Genomic DNA, 20160 nt, shown 5'->3' on the forward strand with positions numbered 1-20160 from the left:
CATCCAGTACCATTTGCGCCCAAAAGGTGTCGGCCAATCGACCGAGCCCGACGGGGGACCGCTTTGATACGCATCCTGCTCGCCGAAGACATGCACATGGTCCGCGGGGCGCTCGTCGCACTACTGGCTCTGGAGAGCGACCTGGAGGTCGTCGCCGAGGTCGAGCGGGGAGACGTCATCGTCAGCCAGGTACTGGAGCACCGCCCCGACATCGCCATCATCGACGTCGATCTGCCGGGTCTGGACGGGCTGAGCGCCGCGGCGCTGCTCGCGCAGCAGACGCCGTGGTGCCGGACCCTGATCCTGACCAGCCTGGGGCGGCCGGGCACCCTGCGCAAGGCGCTCGCGGCGCGGGTCGGCGGCTTCCTGCTCAAGGAGGCCCCGCCGGCCCGGCTGGCCGACGCCGTACGGGAAGTGGCCGCCGGGAAGCGGGTGATCGACCCGCAGCTCGCCCTGGCGGCCTTCGACAACGGGGACAATCCGCTGACACCCCGCGAGGTGGAGGTGTTGCGGATGGCCGCGGACGGGGCGGAGGCCGCGGAGATCGCCGTCCGGCTGTTCCTCTCGGTGGGGACGGTGCGGAACTATCTGACGACCATCGTCACCAAGCTCAACGCGCGCAACCGGGTGGACGCGATCCGGGTGGCGCGGGAGAGCGGCTGGCTGATGTGATCCGGGGCCGGCCACCGCCGGCCCCGCCCCCGTCCGCCGCCCCGGGCCGGGCTCAGTCGTGCTCCACCGCGATCGGCGCCTCGGCCGTGAGGACGAACCAGCCCTTGTCGTCGATGCCGGAGGAGAGCCGTCCGCCGATCGCCGCGAGGCGGAACTGAAGGTTGTGCAGTCCGCTGCCGTCCCGGCCGGAGGGGACGCCGGCGGCGCCGGGACCCGCCTTCTCCACCCCGTCGTTGGCGATGGTGAGCACCAGCCGCCCGGCCGGGGTGGTCCAGCTCTCGATCCGGCAGTGCTCCGCCTTGCTGTGCCGGAGCAGATTGGTGACGGCCTCCCTCAGGACGGTCGCCATGATGGTGCTGGTCTCCCCCTCGGGCAGCTGGCCCCGGATCTCCACGGTGGCGTGGATGCCCCCGGCCTCCAGGACGGCGCGCGCCGAGACGGCCTCCGTGGCCAGGGACATGTCGCGGTAGCCGCGGGCGACCGTGCGGACGTCGGCGAGCGCCTGGCGGGAGATCTCCAGGATGTTCTCCAGCTCCACCAGGGCGCGGTCGGCCTCGCAGTGCACCAGCCGGCGGGCCAGCTCGCTCTTGAGGGTGATCGCGGAGAGGCTGTAGCCGAGGAGGTCGTGCAGGTCGCGGGCGAAGCGCAGCCGCTCCTGGCCGACGGCGAGCCGGGCCAGCGCCTGCTGGGCCCCCTGCACCTCGACCACCAGGTTGGCGAGCCGGCTGAGCCCGTACACGATCAGGCCGGTGAGGATGGTGGAGACCCCGATGTAGACGGAGCTGATGACTCCCTGGTCGAGCAGGGGTCCGGTGACGCAGGCGATCGCGCCGACGGCGCCGAAGAGCGGCCAGGCGGCGCGGGCGGGGAGCACCAGCAGGACGGATGCGCCCAGGAAGCCGCCCATGCCGCCCCAGGCGAGCCCGAGGGTGAAGAGCGGCAGATAGGTCAGCAGCGCCTGGAGCGCGAGGGTCCAGCGGCCCCAGCGGGCCCGTAACCGGCGCAGCCGGTGGGCGGAGTGGACGAGCTGGAGGCCGAAGATGGCGACGAAGCCCGCACCGGTGACGATCAGGATCGTGGGCGACGACGAGGCCTCCAGGATGTTGAGGAACCCGACCAGCATGAATCCGCTCATCACCAGCACCAGGATGCTCAGAGCGACTTGGGGAGGTGGCGCGTCGACGCCGAGGGTGCGTACCGCTGTCGAGAGCGCGGGGATGCCGCCCGTCCCCGTCTCGACGTCGTCCGCTGTGCTGCTGCCGGCCTTGGCTCTGCCCGAGCTCGCCGTGGCTTCCATGCATTCCCCCGCGAACGGCATCAGGGAGGTCAGTTTATGTAGAGGCTGCGGACTTCACCGCCGCTTTGTGGATTAGACCTGTGAATTTCCCGCGCCGAAGCGGCGGTATGTTCTGGTTTGTCGGGGAAGGTTCCCAGGACGAATCCGCCGACGCACGGCTCGACCCGCCAGTCGATGCCGGTGGCCCGCGCGGAGAGTTCGATGTCGCCGCTGCCGAGCGCGCAGGAGGCCAGGCCCATCGCGGTGCCGATGAGGTAGAGGTTCTGGGTCACCGCCCCGACGTGCTTGAGCGTCAGCGCGTAGGCCAGACCGCTGTACTTCCAGGTGAGCCGGTGGATCCGGGACGTGATCGTCATGACCACGGACGGCGGGTCGGTGAGACCGGCCGCGATCCGTGCCTCGTCGAACATCTCCGCCATGGCCGAATCGGGCTCCGCGTCCCCGACCCGCACCAGGCAGTGCTCCAGCGGGGCGTAGTAGTGGATGCCCGGCGGGATTCCGGCGCAGTCCCGTACCGCCAGATAGAACTCCAGCTCATAGGCGCGGCCTCCGCTCGGATAGGGGCGGTCGGTGAACGGGCCCTCCTGGCCGTTCCCGGGGTTCTCGTGCAGGGAGCGCACCCGCAGCGCCCGGTAGAGGAACTCCCCCAGCGTGGCCGCGGTGAGCCGGCTGGAGCCGAAGGTCCGCATGGAGCGGCGCTCCTCCAGCACGGTGGTCAGCGGCGGGTCGGCGGCGGGGACCTCGGCCAGCTTGGGCCGGTCGAGGAAGATCCGGGGCCCCTCCGGCAGCGGTTTGACCGCCGGGGCGGGTGCCATCCGGTCGGCGAGGGGGTAGGTGGCGCCGAAGTCGGCGTCGTGCCGGCCCAGGGTGGAACGGGTGTGGAAGAGCAGGTCGAGCGCGGACCAGGAGGCGAGCGCCGGGTCCCGGTCCTCGGCGAAGTCGGGGCCCGACGCATCGGGCGGCCCGCACCGGTGCGGGGCCGGGGACGCCCCCGGACCCTCCAGTTCCGCGACGGTGGCGCCGTCGGGGACCGGTTCCGCCGGGACGGCCATCCCGGTCGCCAGCAGATGGGCGATGATCTCCATGGTCGCCTCGACGGGCAGGGGCACCGCCTCCGCCACCTCCGCGCTGGTGACCGGCCGGCCGAGCATGCCGACGACCCACGCCGCCTCGGGGCAGTGCAGCACCACCCGGTGCAGGGAGGTGGGCGCCTCCAGGACAAAGCCCTTGCCCTCGCTGCGCAGGAAGGCGAAGTGGGAGAGGCGGATGGGGTGCGTCGCGCCGACGGCGGCGGGGGCGAACCGCGCCGACTGCGAGATGGGGACCACCGACATCAGCAAGTGGTCGGGGCTGTCCAGGCTCAGGGAGCGCACCACGAGGTGCTGGAGCCGCTGGAGGACCATGAGGATCTCGGCGAGCGAGCCCTCGATCGGGGTTCCGGCGCCCTCCCCGGCGCCGTGCGCGGCCCCGTCCGCGGGCGCGGACGACGCCACCGTGTCCGCCACCACGTTGGCCAGCGAGATGGGGCCGAGGCTCATCCGCCGCAGCGCTTCCCGGACCGTGGGCCGCGCATGGCGCAGCCGGATCTCGCCCCAGCGGCCGGAGAGCACGACGGAACCGCTCGGGCAGCCCGTCTCGACCAGGACGTCCTCGCGGAGCGCCCAGAGGGAGAGACTGCGCCGTCTGCCGCGGCGAACGGTCGGGGGGGCCTGGGACGACCTCTCAACTGGCATGGGAACTCCTGGCGGGGCACGGGGGCGGGCCGGTGGGGGCGGCTCATCAGGCGTCGGAAGGGATCGGACGGGTCGGGCCGGTGGGGCGGATCGGGACAGGTCGGGCCGGTAAGGCGGGTCGGGCGGGTCAGACGAACAGGGGTACGGGGTTGAGATCGTCGTACGGTGTGGGAGCGGCCAGCCGGCCCATCCGCACCGGCACGTCGTAGAGCCGGCCCGGCGCGAACCGGGCCCAGAAGTGGCGCAGTCCCGGGACGACGACCTTCACCACGGGGACACCGATGTCGGGCCTGGTCTGGTCCAGCACCAGCAGTTCCATGCCGTGGGCCCGCAGCAGGTCCACGGCCGCGTCGACGTCCTCCCGCAGGTCGGTGCCGGGGCGGTGGGCGAAGTCCCCCGGGCCGCGCGGGGCGGCGGCCGGGTCGGGCAGCAGATAGGGCTGGTTGCGCACGGTCGCGCCCCACCACCAGCCGAGCGGTTCGGGGGCGACCGAGCCGTAACCGGAGCCGTCGGCGCGGGCGTCGACGACGGCGGGCAGGAACTGGTTCATCTCGGTCAGCGCCCGGCGCAGCGCGATCACCGGGTCGAGGTGCGCGCCGAAGCCGAACATGATGTCCTCGGCGGGTTTGTCGGTACGCCGGGACAGCGCCGCGAAGACGGGGATGCCGAGGTCGGAGGTGAGGTCGAGGGCCCACACCTCGCGGTTCAGCTCCCGGTAGACGCCGGTCAGCTCCGTGGCCCACGCGTCGCCGAAGCCGCCGCGGCCGTCGAGGCGCACCCCGGGCTGGCGGGTGCGGTTGTACCACCACAGGGCGACCGCGTCCCGTTCCACCAGCTCCAGGAAGCCGTGCAGGATCGCGTCCTCCAGGCTGGCCCCGGCGGCGTTCCCGTTGGAGTCGGCGCGCAGCGAGCGGCGGCCGGCGAGCCGGGGGACGGTGCCGTCGGGCGGGCCGGTGAAGTACAGCATCCCGGTGGGCAGCAGCCGCTGGCGCCGCTCGGTCAGGGACCACACGGGGGTCCAGTCGACCGGCGCGCGCTCGTCGAAGGGCTCGGGGACGTGCTGGTACGGGGAGTGCAGGGCGTTCCAGCGGTCGCGTTCGCGGAACTGCTGGGGGGCGAAGAGCTGGCAGCGGTCCGGGGAGAGCGCGCTCGCGCCGAGGCCGCGCAGGGTGTCGCGGACGCGCGGTTCGTCGCCCTGGAGGGTGCCGCTGTAGCGTTCCAGCGCCTCGCACAGGGCGCTCACCTCGGCGTCCAGCGGGGTGGCGCCCTTGCCGCCGCTGATCTGGCGCAGTCCCATCCGCAGCTGGGCGAGGTCGGTGGCGCCGACGGCGGGGTTGCGGCCGGAGACGTAGCAGTGGAGTCCGGCGGGGGCGCGCGGGTCGCGGCGGATGGTGTCGACGACGCCGGTGACCGGGCTGACGAGGTGTCCGTAGGCGTCCTGGACCTGCTGGGCGGAGCGGGCGCGGTGGCCGCCGGAGGCGTGCGGGGTCCGGGAGACCAGGGTCACGGGGCGCCGTACCTGCTCGGCGACGAGCGCGGGGTCCCCGCAGTCGGGGCACTGGGGGCGGCGGCGCAGTTCGTGGTGGCGGGTCGTGAGGGACAGCGTCTCCAGGGTCAGGACGGCGGACTGACCCGGGTAGCGGTATCCGGCGAGCCACTTGGCCGCTTCGAGGGCGGTGAGCTGGGCGGCGCCGGCGCTGGAAGGGGAGACGCGGGCGGCGGGGCGGGGCACGGGGCCACTCAGCCCGAGGGCGCGGCGGACGGGTGCCTCGGCGAGGCGGTGGCCGCGCAGCCGGTGGGCGAGGCAGGACCAGCAGGCGCCCACGCCGGGGGTGAACACGGGGCCGACCCAGGCGGTCGAGCCGCCGGTGCGGGCGGGCAGCCAGGGGCGTCCGGTGACCTGGTGCACGGCGTCGATCTCGCGCAGCCCGGGGTCGAGGTAGTCGTCGCAGACGACGACGGAGAGCTGGCCGGTGGCGACGGTGGCGCCGTAGTCGCGGGCGTCGGCGGCGACGGCGGCCAGTCCGCCGGCGGCGCAGGCGTCGAGCACCGGGGCCGCGTCGGCGCCGCCGACGGCGAGCACCTGGACCCGGGCGGCGGCCAGCCTCTGGAGGGCGTCCGCCCCGTCCAGGCCGGCCAGTTCCCAGTAGGCGCGGGCGGGGCCGCGCACCGGGTCGGCGCCCAGGTCGGGGGCGGCCGCTGAGTAGCCGACGAGGCCGGCCTGGGCGAGCCGCCCGATGAGCCGTCCGGCCTGTTCGGCGGGGATGGTCCGGGCCGCTTCGCGCAGTACCGACGGGAGGTCGCGGGTGCCGTCGAGAAGCGGTACGAGCGTCTCGATCTGGTCGCCCTGGAGTGCGGTGACCCCCCGGTCCGACAGAAGATATGCGGCGTCCCCGGCGACGACCTCGGCCCTGATGTGGCTGCGGAAGCCCACGCGGCGGCCTCGCGTGGACTCCGCGGCTCTGGCGGGGGGCTCCCCGTGGACGGAGGTCACCGCAGGATCGTCCGGCTCGCGGCCGAGGTCGACACGGAGTCCATCTGGAGGCAGAAGCAGCCCGACTGATGGGCGTTCACCGGCCGGTTGAGTTCCTCGATGGAGAGTTCGGACACGGGTGACTCGGGGAGCGGGGGGGCCTGTTCGCCGACGGCGAGGGTGAAGCCGAACTCGTCGAGCACGGAGCGGGCGTCGGCCCGGTAGCGGTCGGCGAGGGTGGGTTCGAGCCAGGTCCGGGCCATCAGCTCCACCAGCCACTCCTGGGCGAGTGCTGCGTCCCGCCCGTCCCCGCCCCCGGAGCACTCGGCGCTCTCCTGATCACTGACGGCCTGCTGGGTGAGAAAGACGGTCTCGTTCATGATGTCCTCCGCGTTCGACGGATGTGGATCGGAGCCGCGGTGCCATGGGATCGGGAGAAAATTCTGCGATCGGGCGGGGGGGCCGGGACAGTGTTCCGTTCACGGCTCCCGTATGAGTTCTTCATAGGGGCGGACCATGAGTTCCTCATGGTCCGGACCGTCGCGGATTCACCCGGGGCCGGTGACCCGATCACTGGGGCCGGCCGGGTCCCCGATGCCATCGTGGAGCCCCCGGGGACGTAACTCGGGCGGTGTGGTTGGAAGGAGAACCAGATGGAGATCCGGGTCCTCGGGCCGCTCGTCGCGCAACTCGACCATGTGTCGGTGGTGCCGAGCGCGGCCAAGCCGCGTCAGGTGCTCGCCCTGCTGGCCCTGCATCCCGGGCGGGTGGTGACGGTGTCGACGCTGCTGGACGAGTTGTGGGGGGACGCCCCGCCGCGTACCGCGCCGGCGACGCTCCAGACGTACATCCGGCAGTTGCGGCGCATGCTGGGGGACGCGCTGGACCCGGCGGGCATCCGCGGCCCCAAGGACGTGCTGTGCACGCGGTACGGGGGTTACGCGCTCGATGTGACGTCGGCGGTGGACGCGACCGAGTTCCAGCGGCTGTGCGTGGCCGGGCAGTCGGCGCTGCGGGAGGGGCGGGACCTGGACGCGTCCCAGCTGCTCCACCGGGCGCTCGGGCTGTGGCGCGGCCCCGCGCTGGCGGATGTGCAGATCGGGCGGGCGCTGGAGGTGGAGACCCTGCGGCTGGAGGAGACGCGGCTGTGCGCGCTGGACGGCCGGATCGAGGCCGATCTGCGGCTCGGGCGGCACGCGGCGCTGCTGGGCGAGCTGACGGCGCTGGCCGCGCAGCACCCGCTGCACGAGACGGTGCACGCGCAGCTGATGCTGGCGCTCTACCGCTGCGGCAGACCGTCGCACGCGCTCAGCGCCTACCACCGGCTGCGCCGTTCGCTCGTCCGCGAACTGGCGCTGGAGCCCTCGCCCCGGCTCCAGCGGCTGCACCAGGGGATCCTGGAGGCGGATCCGGGACTGGAGCCGCCGCACCCGATGGGTCCCGGCGGGCCGGCCCGGTCGGCGGACTGGCTGGTGACGGCCCCGGCGTAGGTCGTTTCTTACGGATCAGGCTGGGTGAGGGAGCGGGGTCTGGTGCATGGGGTCTCCCCAGGCCCGCCAGGGCCGAGGGGACGCATCGCAAGGCGGAGGAATGAGTCCCTGCGGTGGGGGTACTCCCCCTGGCTCCGCCGGTGGCACCCCCACCCGGGCCGCCAGGCCCAGGGGGCCAGCGGCGATTGACGACAACGCGGCGAGGTGCGGTGCCAGGGCACGCGAGCCCCAGCAAGATCCGTAAGAGACGGCCTAACGGAACCGGGCGGGGCTCGCGGCGGCTCCCCCGCCGTGGGACACCCGCCGCGCAGGCGACGGCGGACGGCAGGCCGCGGCCCCGGGGATCCACCCGCGGGCCGCGGCCTGCTGTGCGCTGCCGTGCGCCGGCGTACCCACCGTCTCCCCGGTGCCGCCGTATCCGCCGCGTCCGCCGCGTCCCGGTGCCGCCGTACGGGGTTGCGCTGTCGCTTGCGTGGCACATGGTCCCATTGCCCATCGTTTGGCCGCACTTAAGCACCGGTGCCGACGCTGTATACGTGTCAGCCGATGTCCTCACCGCACAGGCGTACGGGCCGGGCCGGTGGGCGGTTCCGCCGCTCCCCCGCCCCTCCCGTGCCGGGCCTGTGCCCCGGTCCGGCCGGCACACCACCGGGCGGCGCCCGCGGGCCCCGCTCACCTTCGGCCCGCGGCCGCCCGGTGGACATCGAGCACCGAGAGGAGAACCGGGCAATATGACGCGTTATCTGAGGCGCGGCGGGTCAGCCGCCGACGGGGGCCGCCTCCGTATGTTCTGCTTCCCCTACGCGGGTGGGGGCGCCTCCGCGTACGCGGGATGGCAGCGCCGGCTCGGCGCGGCGGTGGACGTGCAGCCGGTGCAGCTCCCGGGCCGGGAGGGGCGGATGGCGGATCCCCGCTTCACCGATCTTCGGGCGCTCGTGGACGATCTGGACGAGCAGCTGGGGCCCGCGCTGGAGGGCCCGCATGTGCTGTACGGGCACAGCATGGGCGCCCTGATCGCGTTCGCCCTGGCGCAGCGCCGTCACGCCCGGGGCCGTCAGCTGCCGCTCGCGCTGCTGCTGAGTGCCCACCGGGCGCCCCATCTGCCGCCCCCGGCGATCACCAATGGACGGGTGTCGGACGACGGCGAGCTGATCCGGGGCCTGGCCGAGCTGGGCGGGCTGCCCCGGGCGCTCCTCGACCGCCCGGAGTGGCTGGCGGCGCTGTTGCCGGTGGTCCGCGGGGATCTGCTGCTGTGTGCCAGTTCCGGGAACGTGGAGCGTGCCCCGGTGCCGGTGCCGGTGCACACGTTCGCGGGCGTCGACGACCGGCTGGTCACGGTGCGGGAGATCCGTGAGTGGTCGGCGTACACGACCCGGGAGAGCGAGAACCGGGTGCTGCCGGGCGGCCACTTCTTCATCCGGGAGCAGGAGGCCGTCTTCCTGGAGCATCTGACGGGCGTGCTGCGGAGGTACGAGGACGTCTCGGGCTTCCAGCCGCTGGACCTGGACCTCGTGGGGGCACCCGCGGACTGACCTGCCCGAGCCGGTGCTGTCCACGGCAGTGCGCGGACCGCCGCCCCTTCCCGTCGCGGGGAAGGGGCGGCCCTGTGCTGTCGTGCCGGTTCACCCCACGGAGCTGCCGGCGGGTGCGCGCTCCCCCGCGTCCGTGTCGCGGACGGTGTCGCCGGGCCCGGGGTCCGTTCCTTCGTGCGGTACGGGTTTCCAGGACCGCCCCGGCATCAGCAGGCCGGCCACGAGGACCCCGAGGGCGGCCCCCGCGGCGCCCACCGTCAGTCCGGCGGCGGCGGCGCTGTCGAAGGCGTCGCGGGCGGCGTCCGCGACCGCCGCGCCCGCGGTGCCGCCGGTGCTCTCGGCGTACCGCAGCGCCGTGTCCAGTGTGGTGCCGGCGGCCTCGGGCAGGCGGGACCCGGCCGCCTCACCGGTGTAGCTGTGCGCGAGCACGCTGCCCACCACGGCGACGCCCAGCGCGTTGCCCAGTTCCTGCATCGTCATGTCGAGGGAGCCGGTGGCCCCGGAGCGCTCGGGCGGCACCAGGGACATCACCACATCGGTCGTGGGCCCGATGGCCAGCCCCATCCCGGCGCCCGCGAGCAGCAGCCCGCCCAGCACGCCCGGGTAGCCGCCGCCGGCGTGCGCGACGACGAGGATCCCGGCGGCCCCGACGCCCAGACCGGCGGCCACACTGCCGCCGGGGCCGAGCCGGCGCACCAGCGCGGGGCAGATCAGGGTGCCGACGAGCACCGCGAACGCCACCGGCATCACGGCGAGCCCGGCCTTCAGCGCCCCGTACCCGAGGACGAACTGGAGCCGCTGGGTGAGAACGAACAGGGTGCCCGCGAGCCCGAACATCAGCAGCAGGATGCTGACGCTCGCCCCGATGAAGGGGGCGCGGCGCAGCAGATCGAAGTCGATCATCGGGCTGGGGTGGGCGCGTTCCCACAGGACGAAGGCGACCCCGGCGACGGCGGCGACGGCGAAGCCGGTCAGCGGCCCGGCGTCGGTCCAGCCGTCCTGGGAGACATGGATGATGGCGAAGACCAGGGCGACCATGGCGACGGTGCCGAGGAGCGCGCCGACGGGGTCGGGTCTGCGGGGTTCGGCGGCGGCGGACTCGGGCAGCAGCAGGGCTCCGGCGATCAGCACGACCGCCACCGGCACCAGGTTCACGACGAAGATCGAGCCCCACCAGAAGTGGCCGACGAGGGTGCCGCCGACGACGGGCCCGGCGGCGACGCCCAGCGCGGACGCCCCGCTCCACAGCCCGATGGCCCGCGCCCGCTCCCCGGGCGGGAAGACGTGCACGAGCACGGCGAGGGTGCCGGGCATGATGAAGGCGGCGCCCAGGCCCATCAGGGCGCGGGCCGCGACCAGTTGTCCGGTGCTGTCGGCGACCACGCCCACGAGGGAGCCGGCGCCGAAGACGGCGGCGCCCAGCAGGGTGGCGCGTTTGTGCCCGTACCGGTCGGAGAGGGTTCCGGCGGTGAGCAGGGCCCCCGCGAGCACGAGGGCGTAGCTGTCCACGATGAACTGGAGGTCGCCGATGTCGGCGTCGAGGCTCCGCATCATCTGGGGGATCGCCACATTGAGCAGACCGTTGTTGAGCACGATCGAGAACAGGGCGATGGAGAGCACGCCGAGGATCCACCAGCGGCGCGGATCCCCGGCCGCCGGTCCGTCCGTACCGGGTGGATGCATGGTCTCGGTCCTCCGTCGTTCCGGGACAGGCTGGGCCGCTCCAGCCTTCCGCAGGGCACTGAAGGAAGCCTTGCGCGGCGGCGGGCCCCGCATGCTCCGGCCGACGGGCTCTAGTCATGCTTCAGGGCCGCTCCTTACGGTGCCGGGGCCGTGCTCGGCCGAGGCGGCTGACCGAAGGGGGTGTGCCATGGAGGTCCCGGCACGGCTGCGCCAGGCGCGCTCGGCGCTGCTGCTGGTCTTTCTCGTCCACGGGGCGGTCTTCGCGCTGCTGGTGACCCGGATTCCGGCGATCCAGGATCGTTACGGCGTCAGTGACGCCGTGCTGCCGCTGTTTCTCGCCGCTGTTCCGCTGCTCGCCGGGGTCGGCAGTCTCACGGCCGTGCGGGTGGTGCGCCGGGTGCCCGCCGCCACCGTCGTACGGACGGTTCAGCCGGTGCTGTGTCTGACGCTGATCGGCGCGGGCGCGGGGGACGCCCTGTGGCATCTGGCACTCGCGATGGCGGTGTTCGGGCTGTTGACGGGGGCGATGGAGGCGACGCTGAACATGTCGGGGGTGGCCATCGAGAACCGTTTCGGCCACAGCGTCATGCTGCGTTTCCACGGCTCCGCCAGCCTCGGCGGCATCATCGGGGCCGGGCTCGCGTGGGCCGGGGCGCACTGGGACATCTCCCTGGGGGTGCTCTACGCGGTGTCGGTGGCGGTGCTGCTGCCGGTGGCCGTCGGTGTCGGTCCCCGGCTCGGCCGGGTCGCGGGGCAGCCGTCCGGTCCGCCGCCCGCACGGCAGGCGAAGGGCCGGGGCGCGAAGGGCGGGGGCGTGCCCTGGAAGCCGCTGCTGCCGCTCTGCCTGATCATGAGCATCGCGGTGATCGCCGACTCCACGGCGACCAACTGGAGCGCCAAGTTCCTTGAGGACACGCTGCACAGCTCGGAGGCGATGGCGACCGTCCCGTACGCGCTCTACATGGTGGCGACGCTGGCCGGGCGCGGCTTCGGGGACCTGTGGGTACGCCGCTGGGGCGCCGCGGCGGTGATCCGTACGGGCGCGCTGCTGGCGGCGGCCGGGTTCGCCGTGGTCGCCCTCGCGCCGGGCCCCTGGGTGGGCGTGCTGGGCTTCGGGGTCCTCGGGGCGGGTCTCTCCGTGATGATCCCGCAGCTCTTCTCGCTGGGCGCGCGGACGCTGCCGGGGGCGCAGGACACGGCGATCGCCCGGGTGAACCTCTTCAACTACGTGGGGTTCCTGCTCGGTCCGCCGCTGATCGGGGCGGTCGGCGCGGGGATCTCCTACCGGGTGGCGATGGCCGTGCCGCTGGTGCTGGTGCTGACAGTGCTGGTGGCCGCCCGCCGGGTCGGCACGGGCCCCGACGGAAGAGCGGCCGGGGCGGGCGCCGACGACGACGTACGCCCGGCGGCCCCTGCCGCCACCGGCTGAGGCGCCGGCCGGACCCCGGCCCGACAGCGGCGCCACCACGGCCCCGGACCCCTGGAGTTCACCAGGGGCGGGGCCGTCGGCGTGCTGCCCCTCCCCTGCCGGGCCTCGTCTTTTAGCCGGGCCAAAGCACGTGGGCGGACGATCCACGCGAGGGCGGATCCCGGGGAGCCGCCGCACGCCCCGGTGTGCGGCGGCACCCAAGGGCCCGCCCACCGACGATGGGAGAACCATGCGCTGGGAAAGCGTTTACGTGGCGGGAACGGGTGCGTGGCTCCCCGAACCGTATCCCGCCCGCGCCGCCGTGGAGGCGGGTGCGTACGACCCCGAGCAGTGGGAGGCCGACGGCCTGGTGTCCGTCCGGGTGGCCGGGGACGGGGTCGCGCCGCCCGACATGGCCGTGCACGCGGCGACGACCGCGCTCAAGCGGTCCGGGGTGGACCCCGGGGATGTGCGGCTGCTGCTGCACAACTACGTCTGGTTCCAGGGGCAGACGATGTGGCCGGTGGCGTCGTACGTCGCCGACCACGCCGTCCACTGGTCCGTGCCGGCCTTCGAGGTCAAGCAGGAGTGCAACGCGGCCGTCGCCTCGCTGGAGCTGGCCGCCCGCCATCTGCGCTGTGAGTCCGGCGCCGCCGCCGCGGTGCTCACCACCGCCGACCGCTTCGCGGAGCCCCTGATCGACCGCTGGTCGGCGGAGGCCGGTCTGGTGTACGGGGACGGGGGCACCGCGCTGGTCCTGTCCAACCGGGGCGGCTTCGCCCGGGTGCTGTCGACCGCCACCCGCGCCGACAACCGGATGGAGGCCCTGGCCCGGGGCGCCGGACCGACCCCGCTGCCCACCGACGAGCCGTACGACCACGGCGCCCGCTTCGCCCACTATCTGCGCTCCGGCGCCGGGAACATCCGCGAGGCCACCGACCGGCTCGTCGCCATGGTCAAGGGCGTCGTCGACGAGGCGCTCGCCGAGGCCGGCGTCGAGGGTCCCGACCTGGCGTGGGCCGTGCTGCCCACCGGCGGCCGCAACAAGATGGAACGCCAGGCCGAACAGCTGCTGGGGGTCCCGGGCGAGCGCACCACGTGGGAGTTCGGCAGCCATGCGGGACATCTGGGCGCGGGCGACCAGTTCGCCGCCCTCAACGACCTCACCGAGCGGGGCGTGCTGGCACCGGGCGACCGGGTGCTGCTGCTCTCCGCCGGTCCCGGCGCCGCCAGCTGCGCCGTCCTGGAGATCACCGCCACGCCCGGCTGGGCGGGCACGCAGAGCGCGGAGGTAGCGTCATGACCGCCCCCACCCACGGCTCCTGGCCCGCCACGGCGGTGATCGACAACGCCGTCGGCACCCCCGGCGCGCTCCGGGTGGAGAACGCGGCCGAGGTCTTCCTCACCGCGGCCGTCGCCAAGGGCCCGGACGCCCCGGCCGTGCGCGACCGCTACGGCGTCTGGACGTACGCGGAACTCGACGCCGCCGCCGACGCGTTCGGCCGGTTCCTCGACGGCCACGGCATCCGGCCCGGCGACCGGGTGCTGGCCCGGGTCGGCAGCGTGCGGGAGTTCCTCGCGGTGCTGTACGGGACCTGGCGGCGCGGCGCGGTGCTGGTGCCGATCAACCCCGGGATGAAGGCGTACCACCTGGGGGCGGTCCTCGCGGACTCCGGTCCCTCGCTGATCGTCGCCGAGGACGGGGAGCGGACGGAGGCGGACGGTCTCGCCTGGCCCGCCGGGGTGCCCGTGGCCACCGTCGGCGACCTGGACCTGACCGGGGCCGCCGACGCCCCCGACGAGCGGCCCGAGCGGGACGTCCCGGCCGACCGTCTCGCGCTGCTGATCTACACCTCGGGCAGCACCGCGGCCCCGAAGGGCGTCGCCTGTCCGCACGGCCCCGTCGCGTTCGCCGCGCGGGCCATCGCCGCCCGGCTGAACTACACCCCGGACGACGTGGTGCTCACCGCGGTGCCGCTCTCCTTCGACTACGGCCTCTACCAGATCCTGCTGTCCGCGCTGGCCGGTTCGGAGCTGCTGTTGTCGGGCCCCGCCGACCACGCCCGGCTGCTGGGCTTCGCCCGCGACCACGGCGCCACGGTGGTGCCGCTGGTGCCCTCGCTGGGCGAGCTGCTGGTCCGCCTCGGCGGCCGGGACCCCAGGGCCACCCGGATCCGGCTCTTCACCAACACCGGGGCCGCGCTCAACGCCCCGCTGATCGCCTCGCTGCGGGAGACCTTCCCCGGCGCGGCCGTGGCCCCCATGTACGGGACCACCGAGTGCAAGCGGATCACCATCCTGGAACCGGACGGCGACCTGGCCCGGCCCGGCTCGTGCGGCACGGCGCTGGACGGCACCGAGGTGCTGGCGCTGGACGACGACGGCACCGCGCTGCCGCCGCGCGAGATCGGCGAACTCTGCGTCCGGGGACCGCATGTGATGGCCGGTTACTGGCAGGCGCCGGAGCCCACCGCGCTGCGGTTCCGGCACGACCCCGACACCGGTGTCGTCACCCTGCACACCGGGGACTACGGCTGGCTGGACGAGGACGGACACGTCCACTTCCAGGGCCGCAGGGACGATCTGTTCAAGCGGCGCGGCTCCCGGATGAGTTCGGTGGAGATCGAGGCGGCGACGCTGGACATCGACGGGGTGCGGGAGGCGGCGCTGCTGGTGCCGGAGGAGGAGAGGGACATGGTCCTCTTCGTCACCGGCGACCTCACCGGCGAACAGGTACTGGCACGGCTCGGCGACCGGCTGGAGCCGGCCAAGGTGCCCGACGACTGCCGGGTCCTCACCGCCCTACCGCTCACCCCCAACGGCAAGACGGACCGCAAGGAGCTGCGCAGGCGGCTGGTGGAGGGAACCGATGACGACTGAGAGGAGCCGGACCGAGCGCCGGCTCGTGGAACGGTACGGCAGCCCGCTCTACATCTACGACCTCGCCCGGGTACGGGCATCGCTGGAGGATCTGCGGGCGGCCCTGCCGCAGCCCAGCCGGATCTACTACTCGCTCAAGGCCAATCCGCACCCGGGGCTCGTCGCCGAGCTGCGCCGGGGCGGCGCCCGCGCCGAGGTCACCTCACGCGGGGAGCTGGCGGCCGCCCTGGAGGCGGGGCACCCGGCCGCCGAACTGATGTACTCAGGACCGGGGAAGGTCCGGGCGGAGCTGGACGAGGCCGTCGCGGCCGGCATGCGCACGTTCTCGACGGAGTCCTTCGGCGATCTGGAACGGATCGGCGAGGCCGCGGCGGCGCAGGGCGTCACCGCCGACTGCGTCCTGCGGATCAACGCGGCGGGCGCGCCCGGCCAGGCGGGTCTGCGGATGACGGGCGGCCCCTCGCAGTTCGGTTTCGACCTCGACGGGCTGATGACCGAGCGGGCGCGGCTGCTGGCGAAGGGCACCCGGATCGTCGGGATGCACTTCTTCCCGCTGACCAACGCCCGCGACGAGGAGGGTCTGCGGGCCGAGCTGGCGCAGAGCGTGCGCACGGCCGCGCAGCTCCGCGACGAGCTGGGCATCCCGCTGCACCTGCTGGACCTGGGCGGGGGCTTCGCCGCCCCGTACGCGACCCCGGGCGAGCGGCCCGTCTACGGGGGGCTGCGCACGGCGCTGAGCACCGTCCTGGACGAGTATCTGCCGGGCTGGCGGGACGGCGAGCCCGTGGTCGCGTTCGAGTCCGGCCGCTATCTGGTCGGTGACAGCGGCCGGCTGGTGGTCACGGTCACCGACGTCAAGCACAGCCGGGGCAGCGACTACGCGGTCCTGGACTCCGGCATCAACCACCTCGGCGGGCTCTCCGGCCTCGGCCGGCTGCTGCCGCTCTCCGCGCAGCCGCTGGAGCCCGGATCCGGGGACGGCGCGAGCGGCGGGGACGGCGGGGACGGGACCGAAGGGGCCTCCGAAGCGGGCTCCGGGCCGGTGTCGGTGACGCTGGCCGGGCCGCTGTGCACCCCCGCCGACATCCTGGCCCGCGCGGCCGAGCTGCCCGGGGTGAGCCCCGGCGACCTGCTCGTCTTCCCCAACGTGGGGGCGTACGGCCTCTCGGCGAGCCTGCTGGGTTTCCTGGGGCACCCCGCGCCCGCCGAAGTCCTGGTGGACGGCGGCGAGACCGTCTCCGCGACCCGGCTGGCGCTGCGGCGCCAGCACATCCAGCCCGCATCGGAACCGCGCACGGAGGACACCACCGTCATGACCGACACCACCACCGGGGCGACCGTCACCGAGGCGACCGCCACCGCCGGGGACACCGCGCCCTGGGACGAGGAGTACGAGGAACTGCTGTACGAGGTGCTGCCGCGGCTGCGGGCCAAGGGGCCGCTGACCGACGGGACCAGCCTCAAGGCGGCGGGGCTCGACTCGCTCGCCATGGTCGAGGTGCTGGTGCGGGTGGAGTCGGCGTACGGGATCGCCATCCCCGACTCCGACCTGGTGGCGGCCACCTTCGCCACGCCCGCCTCGCTGTGGCGCGTGGTGTCGGCGCTGCGGGAACAGGCCGTCGGACCCGCCTGACCCGACCCGCCCGACCGGACCCGCCGGACGACCGGTCCTCCGGGTCGGGTCCCACAGGTCCGGTTCCGCAGGTCCGGTTCGACAGGTCCGGTTCCACAGGGAGAGAGAGGAGACCTCATGCGCTGGGAAGGCGTGTACATCGCGGGTACCGGCGTCTGGCTGGGCGAACCCGAGACCGCCGCGTCGGCCGTGGCCTCCGGGGCGTACGACCCGGAGCAGCACACGGCGGACGCCATCGAGTCGGTGTCGGTCGCCGAGGAGACCATGGCCCCGCCGGACATGGCCGTCCACGCGGCCACCACCGCGCTCAAACGCTCGGGCCTGGACGCGGCCGATGTGGAGCTGCTGATCCACAGCGCCATCTGGTTCCAGGGGGTGCCGATGTGGCCGGCGGCGTCCTATGTGGCGGGCCACGCCCTGGGCCGGGGCACGGTCGCCTTCGGTCTGGAACAGGAGTGCAACGGCGGCCTCGGCGCGCTGGCGGTCGCCGCCCGGCAGGTCGCGGGCGGCGCGGCGGCGGCGATGGTGACCACCGCCGACCGGTTCGGCGCCCCGCTGGTGCGGCGCTGGTCGAGCGAGCCCGGCTTCGTCTACGGCGACGGCGGCACCGCGCTGCTGCTGTCGGGGCGGGGCGGTGTCGCCCGGCTGCTGTCGACGGCGGACGGCGCGGACAACTCCCTGGAGGCCGTGGTGCGCGGCCCGGGGCTGAAGCCGCTGCCCACGACGGAGCCGCTGGACCTGCTGGGCCGGGTCGGGCACTACATCCGCTCGCGGGGCAGTGTCCGGGAGGCCACCGAGAGGGTCGCCGCCGTGGTGACGTCCGTGGTGGACACGGCCCTCGCCGACGCGGGCACGGACCTGGCCGGAATCGACCGGGTGGTGGCCCTGGCGAGCGGGCGCAGCCGGCTGGAGTGGCAGCTTCCGCAGCTGTTGGGCATCCCGGTGGAGCGGTCCACGTGGGAGTTCGCCCGCAGGGTCGGCCACTTGGGCGCGGGTGACCAGCTCGCCGGGCTGAACTGGCTGCTGGAGCGGGGCGAGGTGCGGCCGGGGGCCCGGATCCTGCTGGTCGGCGGCGGCTCCGGGTTCAGCTGCACCTGCGCCGTGGTGGAGGTGCTGGCCGTACCGGAGTGGGAGACCTCCGGCACGGCCGACTGACGGGCCGGGCATCGGCGATGCCACCCGGCCGGACCGGGGCGGTGCACGGGGCTCCCCACACCCCGGGCACGTCCGGGATCCGCAGGAGAGGGCCCGTGCCCGTCCCCCGGCCCCACACGGGGGACGGGCCGGCCCCGTCACCGCCAGGGCGGGCGCGGCTCCAGTGGGACTTCAGAGCGGTACCGGATACTCCACTGTTCGACCGCACGATGCGCCGGCCGGACCGCGTGGGCCAGGGTCCTCCCGGTCCCCCGGCCGCGACACCTCGACTTCGAGGGGAAGAGATACATGGTGATGACCGAACCGGCCGGGGCGACCCGGAGTTCGACGTCCGGGGGCGTACGCGTCGCCTGGGGCACGCTGGGGGCGTTCCTCCTGGCGTGGGACATCTTCGAAGTGGCGAAACACCAGGGATGGGTGATCCCGGCGGCCCTCGTCGGCGCGGCGCTGCCGCTGCTGCCCCGGCTGGCGGGCCTGGGCCGGGCGGGCCGCCCCGGCAGACTGCCGGCGGGTCTGGTGCCGGCGCACAATCTGCTGAACCGCGCCCCGATCCCGTTCGCCGTCATGGTCGTCTTCTCGTTCCTCGGGGACCGGCCGGAGGACATCGCGGCCCCCTTCACCTTCGGGATGTCCTGGCTGACCGCCATCGCCCTGGGGCGGGCCGCCGGCTTCGGCCTGTGCACCCGCGAGGGCTGGCAGCGCTGAGTCTCCCGTACACCCGGCATGGTCGCGGGCCCGCCGTCCCGAGGGGCGGCGGGCCCGCGACGCGCGTGTGTGGGGGGCTCCATCGGTGCTTCAACGGTGCGCAAGCCGCCCCTGGGACGCTCGGCGGACAGTGCCATGTCCCACCGGATCACCGGATTCCCCGTACCTGGAGGCCACACGATGGACACCGCCTCACCGCAGCCCGCGGCCGAGACCGGCGCACCCGCCGGCACCGAACTCCACTATCCGTTCCCGCGTCCCTCAGCGGTGCAGGTGCCGCCGGTCTACGAGAAGCTGCGCGGCGAGTGCCCCGTGGCCAAGGTGAAGCTGCCCAGCGGTGACGACGGATACGTGGTCAGCCGGTACGACGACGTACGGACCGTGCTCTCCGACCTGCGGTTCAGCCGGGCCGCGATGCTCGCGGAGGGGGCGCCCCGGCTGACGGCGGCCCCGCCGATGGGCGGCAGTCTCTTCACCATGGACCCGCCTGAGCACACCCGGCTGCGCAAGCTGGTCTCGCGCGAGTTCACCGCGCGCCGGGTGCAGAATCTGCGCCCCCGTATCCAGGAGATGACGGACGAGCTGCTGGACGGGATGGAGAAGCTGTCCCCGCCGGTCGACCTCAACCCGACCTTCGCCTTCCCGCTGCCCGTCATGGTCATCTGCGAGCTGCTGGGTGTCCCCTTCGAGGACCGGGACCGCTTCCGGGGCTGGTCCGACGCCTTCGTCTCGCTCACCTCGCACACCGCCGAGGAGGTGATGGAGCAGCGGATGTCGATGGTGCAGTACCTCGGTGAGCTGGTGCAGCGCAAGCGCGAGGAGCCCACGGACGACCTGATGGGCGCGCTGGTCCAGGTCCATGACGAGGACGGGGAGCGGCTCAGCGAGATCGAGCTGATCACCATGGGCATCACCCTGCTGGTGGCGGGGCACGAGACGACCGTCAGCATGATCGGTACGTGTGCGCTGACCCTGCTGCGGCACCCGGAGCACCTGGCGGCGCTGCGGGCGGACCCGGAGTCGATCGACCGGGTGGTGGAGGAGCTGCTGCGGCTCAACCCCATCGGTGACGGCGGCCCGTTCCGGATCACGCTGGAGGATGTGACGGTCGCGGACACGGTCATCCCGAAGGGCAGCGGGGTGATCGCCTCGGTCTGCTCCGCCAACCAGGACCCGGGCCGCTTCGGCGACGCCACGGGCGCCTTCGAGCCGTCCCGGCCGACGGCCTCGGCGCATCTCGCGTTCGGTCACGGCGCGCACTTCTGCCTGGGGGCGGCGCTCGCCCGTGCGGAACTCCAGATCGCCCTGGGCACGCTGTTCCGCCGCTTCCCGAACCTGGCGCTCGCGGAGGACGTCGGCAATCTGTCGATGACCAGCGGCATGATGGTGCACGCGCTCCAGGGGCTGCCCGTCACCTGGTGAGCGCGTCCCCGTACACCGAGAAACGGACCACTGCCCGGACTCCTGGAGAGGGATCCGGGCAGTGGTCCGTTTACCGG

15 protein-coding genes are annotated in these 20160 nt (G+C 74.0%); 10 read left to right on the forward strand and 5 right to left on the reverse strand.

What is annotated here, in order from left to right; translation table 11 throughout:
* The first annotated feature begins 63 nt into the window (after positions 1–63).
* Positions 64–672: a response regulator transcription factor gene (locus SYYSPA8_RS15125; protein ID WP_323447669.1), complete on the forward strand. Its 609-nt coding sequence runs from the start codon at positions 64–66 to the stop codon at positions 670–672.
* Positions 673–724: 52 nt separating this feature from the next.
* Here SYYSPA8_RS15125 and SYYSPA8_RS15130 read toward each other — a convergent pair whose 3' ends face one another.
* From SYYSPA8_RS15130 to SYYSPA8_RS15145, 4 genes are all read right to left on the reverse strand, one after another.
* On the reverse strand, positions 725–1969 hold the full coding sequence (locus SYYSPA8_RS15130; protein WP_323447670.1) for a sensor histidine kinase: 1245 nt from the start codon (positions 1967–1969) through the stop codon (positions 725–727).
* A 29-nt stretch (positions 1970–1998) separates the two neighbouring features.
* A complete protein-coding gene (locus tag SYYSPA8_RS15135) occupies positions 1999–3702 on the reverse strand; it encodes a SagB/ThcOx family dehydrogenase (protein ID WP_323447671.1) in 1704 nt (567 codons plus the stop codon).
* Between the two features lie 127 nt (positions 3703–3829).
* Positions 3830–6196: a TOMM precursor leader peptide-binding protein gene (locus SYYSPA8_RS15140; protein WP_323447672.1), complete on the reverse strand. Its 2367-nt coding sequence runs from the start codon at positions 6194–6196 to the stop codon at positions 3830–3832.
* Entirely contained in the window at positions 6193–6555 is a 363-nt protein-coding gene (locus SYYSPA8_RS15145; protein ID WP_323447673.1) for a TIGR04351 family putative TOMM peptide, read from the reverse strand. The genes SYYSPA8_RS15140 and SYYSPA8_RS15145 overlap by 4 nt, the downstream gene beginning before the upstream one ends.
* A gap of 273 nt (positions 6556–6828) precedes the next feature.
* Here SYYSPA8_RS15145 and SYYSPA8_RS15150 point away from each other — a divergent pair, with 273 nt between their 5' ends.
* Entirely contained in the window at positions 6829–7665 is an 837-nt protein-coding gene (locus tag SYYSPA8_RS15150; protein WP_323447674.1) for an AfsR/SARP family transcriptional regulator, read from the forward strand.
* Positions 7666–8396: 731 nt separating this feature from the next.
* Complete coding sequence (locus SYYSPA8_RS15155; protein WP_323447675.1) at positions 8397–9197, forward strand: thioesterase II family protein; 801 nt, start codon at positions 8397–8399, stop codon at positions 9195–9197.
* Between the two features lie 90 nt (positions 9198–9287).
* Here SYYSPA8_RS15155 and SYYSPA8_RS15160 read toward each other — a convergent pair whose 3' ends face one another.
* The gene (locus SYYSPA8_RS15160) at positions 9288–10880 is read right to left on the reverse strand and encodes an MFS transporter (protein ID WP_323447676.1); all 1593 of its coding nucleotides are present in this window, start codon (positions 10878–10880) and stop codon (positions 9288–9290) included.
* 187 nt (positions 10881–11067) lie between these two features.
* Between SYYSPA8_RS15160 and SYYSPA8_RS15165 the strand changes: the two genes are divergently transcribed.
* The 7 genes from SYYSPA8_RS15165 to SYYSPA8_RS15195 all read left to right on the forward strand — a co-directional run bounded on the left by SYYSPA8_RS15165 (position 11068) and on the right by SYYSPA8_RS15195 (position 20083).
* Complete coding sequence (locus SYYSPA8_RS15165) at positions 11068–12309, forward strand: MFS transporter (protein WP_323447677.1); 1242 nt, start codon at positions 11068–11070, stop codon at positions 12307–12309.
* A 229-nt stretch (positions 12310–12538) separates the two neighbouring features.
* A complete protein-coding gene (locus tag SYYSPA8_RS15170) occupies positions 12539–13591 on the forward strand; it encodes a ketoacyl-ACP synthase III family protein (protein WP_323447678.1) in 1053 nt (350 codons plus the stop codon).
* The gene (locus SYYSPA8_RS15175; RefSeq protein ID WP_323447679.1) at positions 13588–15168 is read left to right on the forward strand and encodes a class I adenylate-forming enzyme family protein; all 1581 of its coding nucleotides are present in this window, start codon (positions 13588–13590) and stop codon (positions 15166–15168) included. Before SYYSPA8_RS15170 ends, SYYSPA8_RS15175 begins: the two co-directional genes overlap by 4 nt.
* On the forward strand, positions 15158–16801 hold the full coding sequence (locus SYYSPA8_RS15180; protein ID WP_323447680.1) for a phosphopantetheine-binding protein: 1644 nt from the start codon (positions 15158–15160) through the stop codon (positions 16799–16801). The genes SYYSPA8_RS15175 and SYYSPA8_RS15180 overlap by 11 nt, the downstream gene beginning before the upstream one ends.
* A 117-nt stretch (positions 16802–16918) precedes the next feature.
* Positions 16919–17956 (forward strand): ketoacyl-ACP synthase III family protein, encoded by a 1038-nt coding sequence (locus tag SYYSPA8_RS15185; protein WP_323447681.1) that lies wholly within the window; start codon positions 16919–16921, stop codon positions 17954–17956.
* A 288-nt stretch (positions 17957–18244) separates the two neighbouring features.
* Positions 18245–18661 carry a hypothetical protein gene (locus SYYSPA8_RS15190; RefSeq protein WP_323447682.1) on the forward strand — a complete coding sequence of 139 codons (417 nt, stop codon included), beginning with the start codon at positions 18245–18247 and terminating at the stop codon, positions 18659–18661.
* Between the two features lie 180 nt (positions 18662–18841).
* Positions 18842–20083 carry a cytochrome P450 gene (locus SYYSPA8_RS15195; protein WP_323447683.1) on the forward strand — a complete coding sequence of 414 codons (1242 nt, stop codon included), beginning with the start codon at positions 18842–18844 and terminating at the stop codon, positions 20081–20083.
* Positions 20084–20160: the final 77 nt, after the last annotated feature.

This window comes from Streptomyces yaizuensis (genome assembly GCF_034961445.1).
In the GTDB taxonomy this organism is placed as follows: Bacteria; Actinomycetota; Actinomycetes; order Streptomycetales; family Streptomycetaceae; genus Streptomyces; species Streptomyces yaizuensis.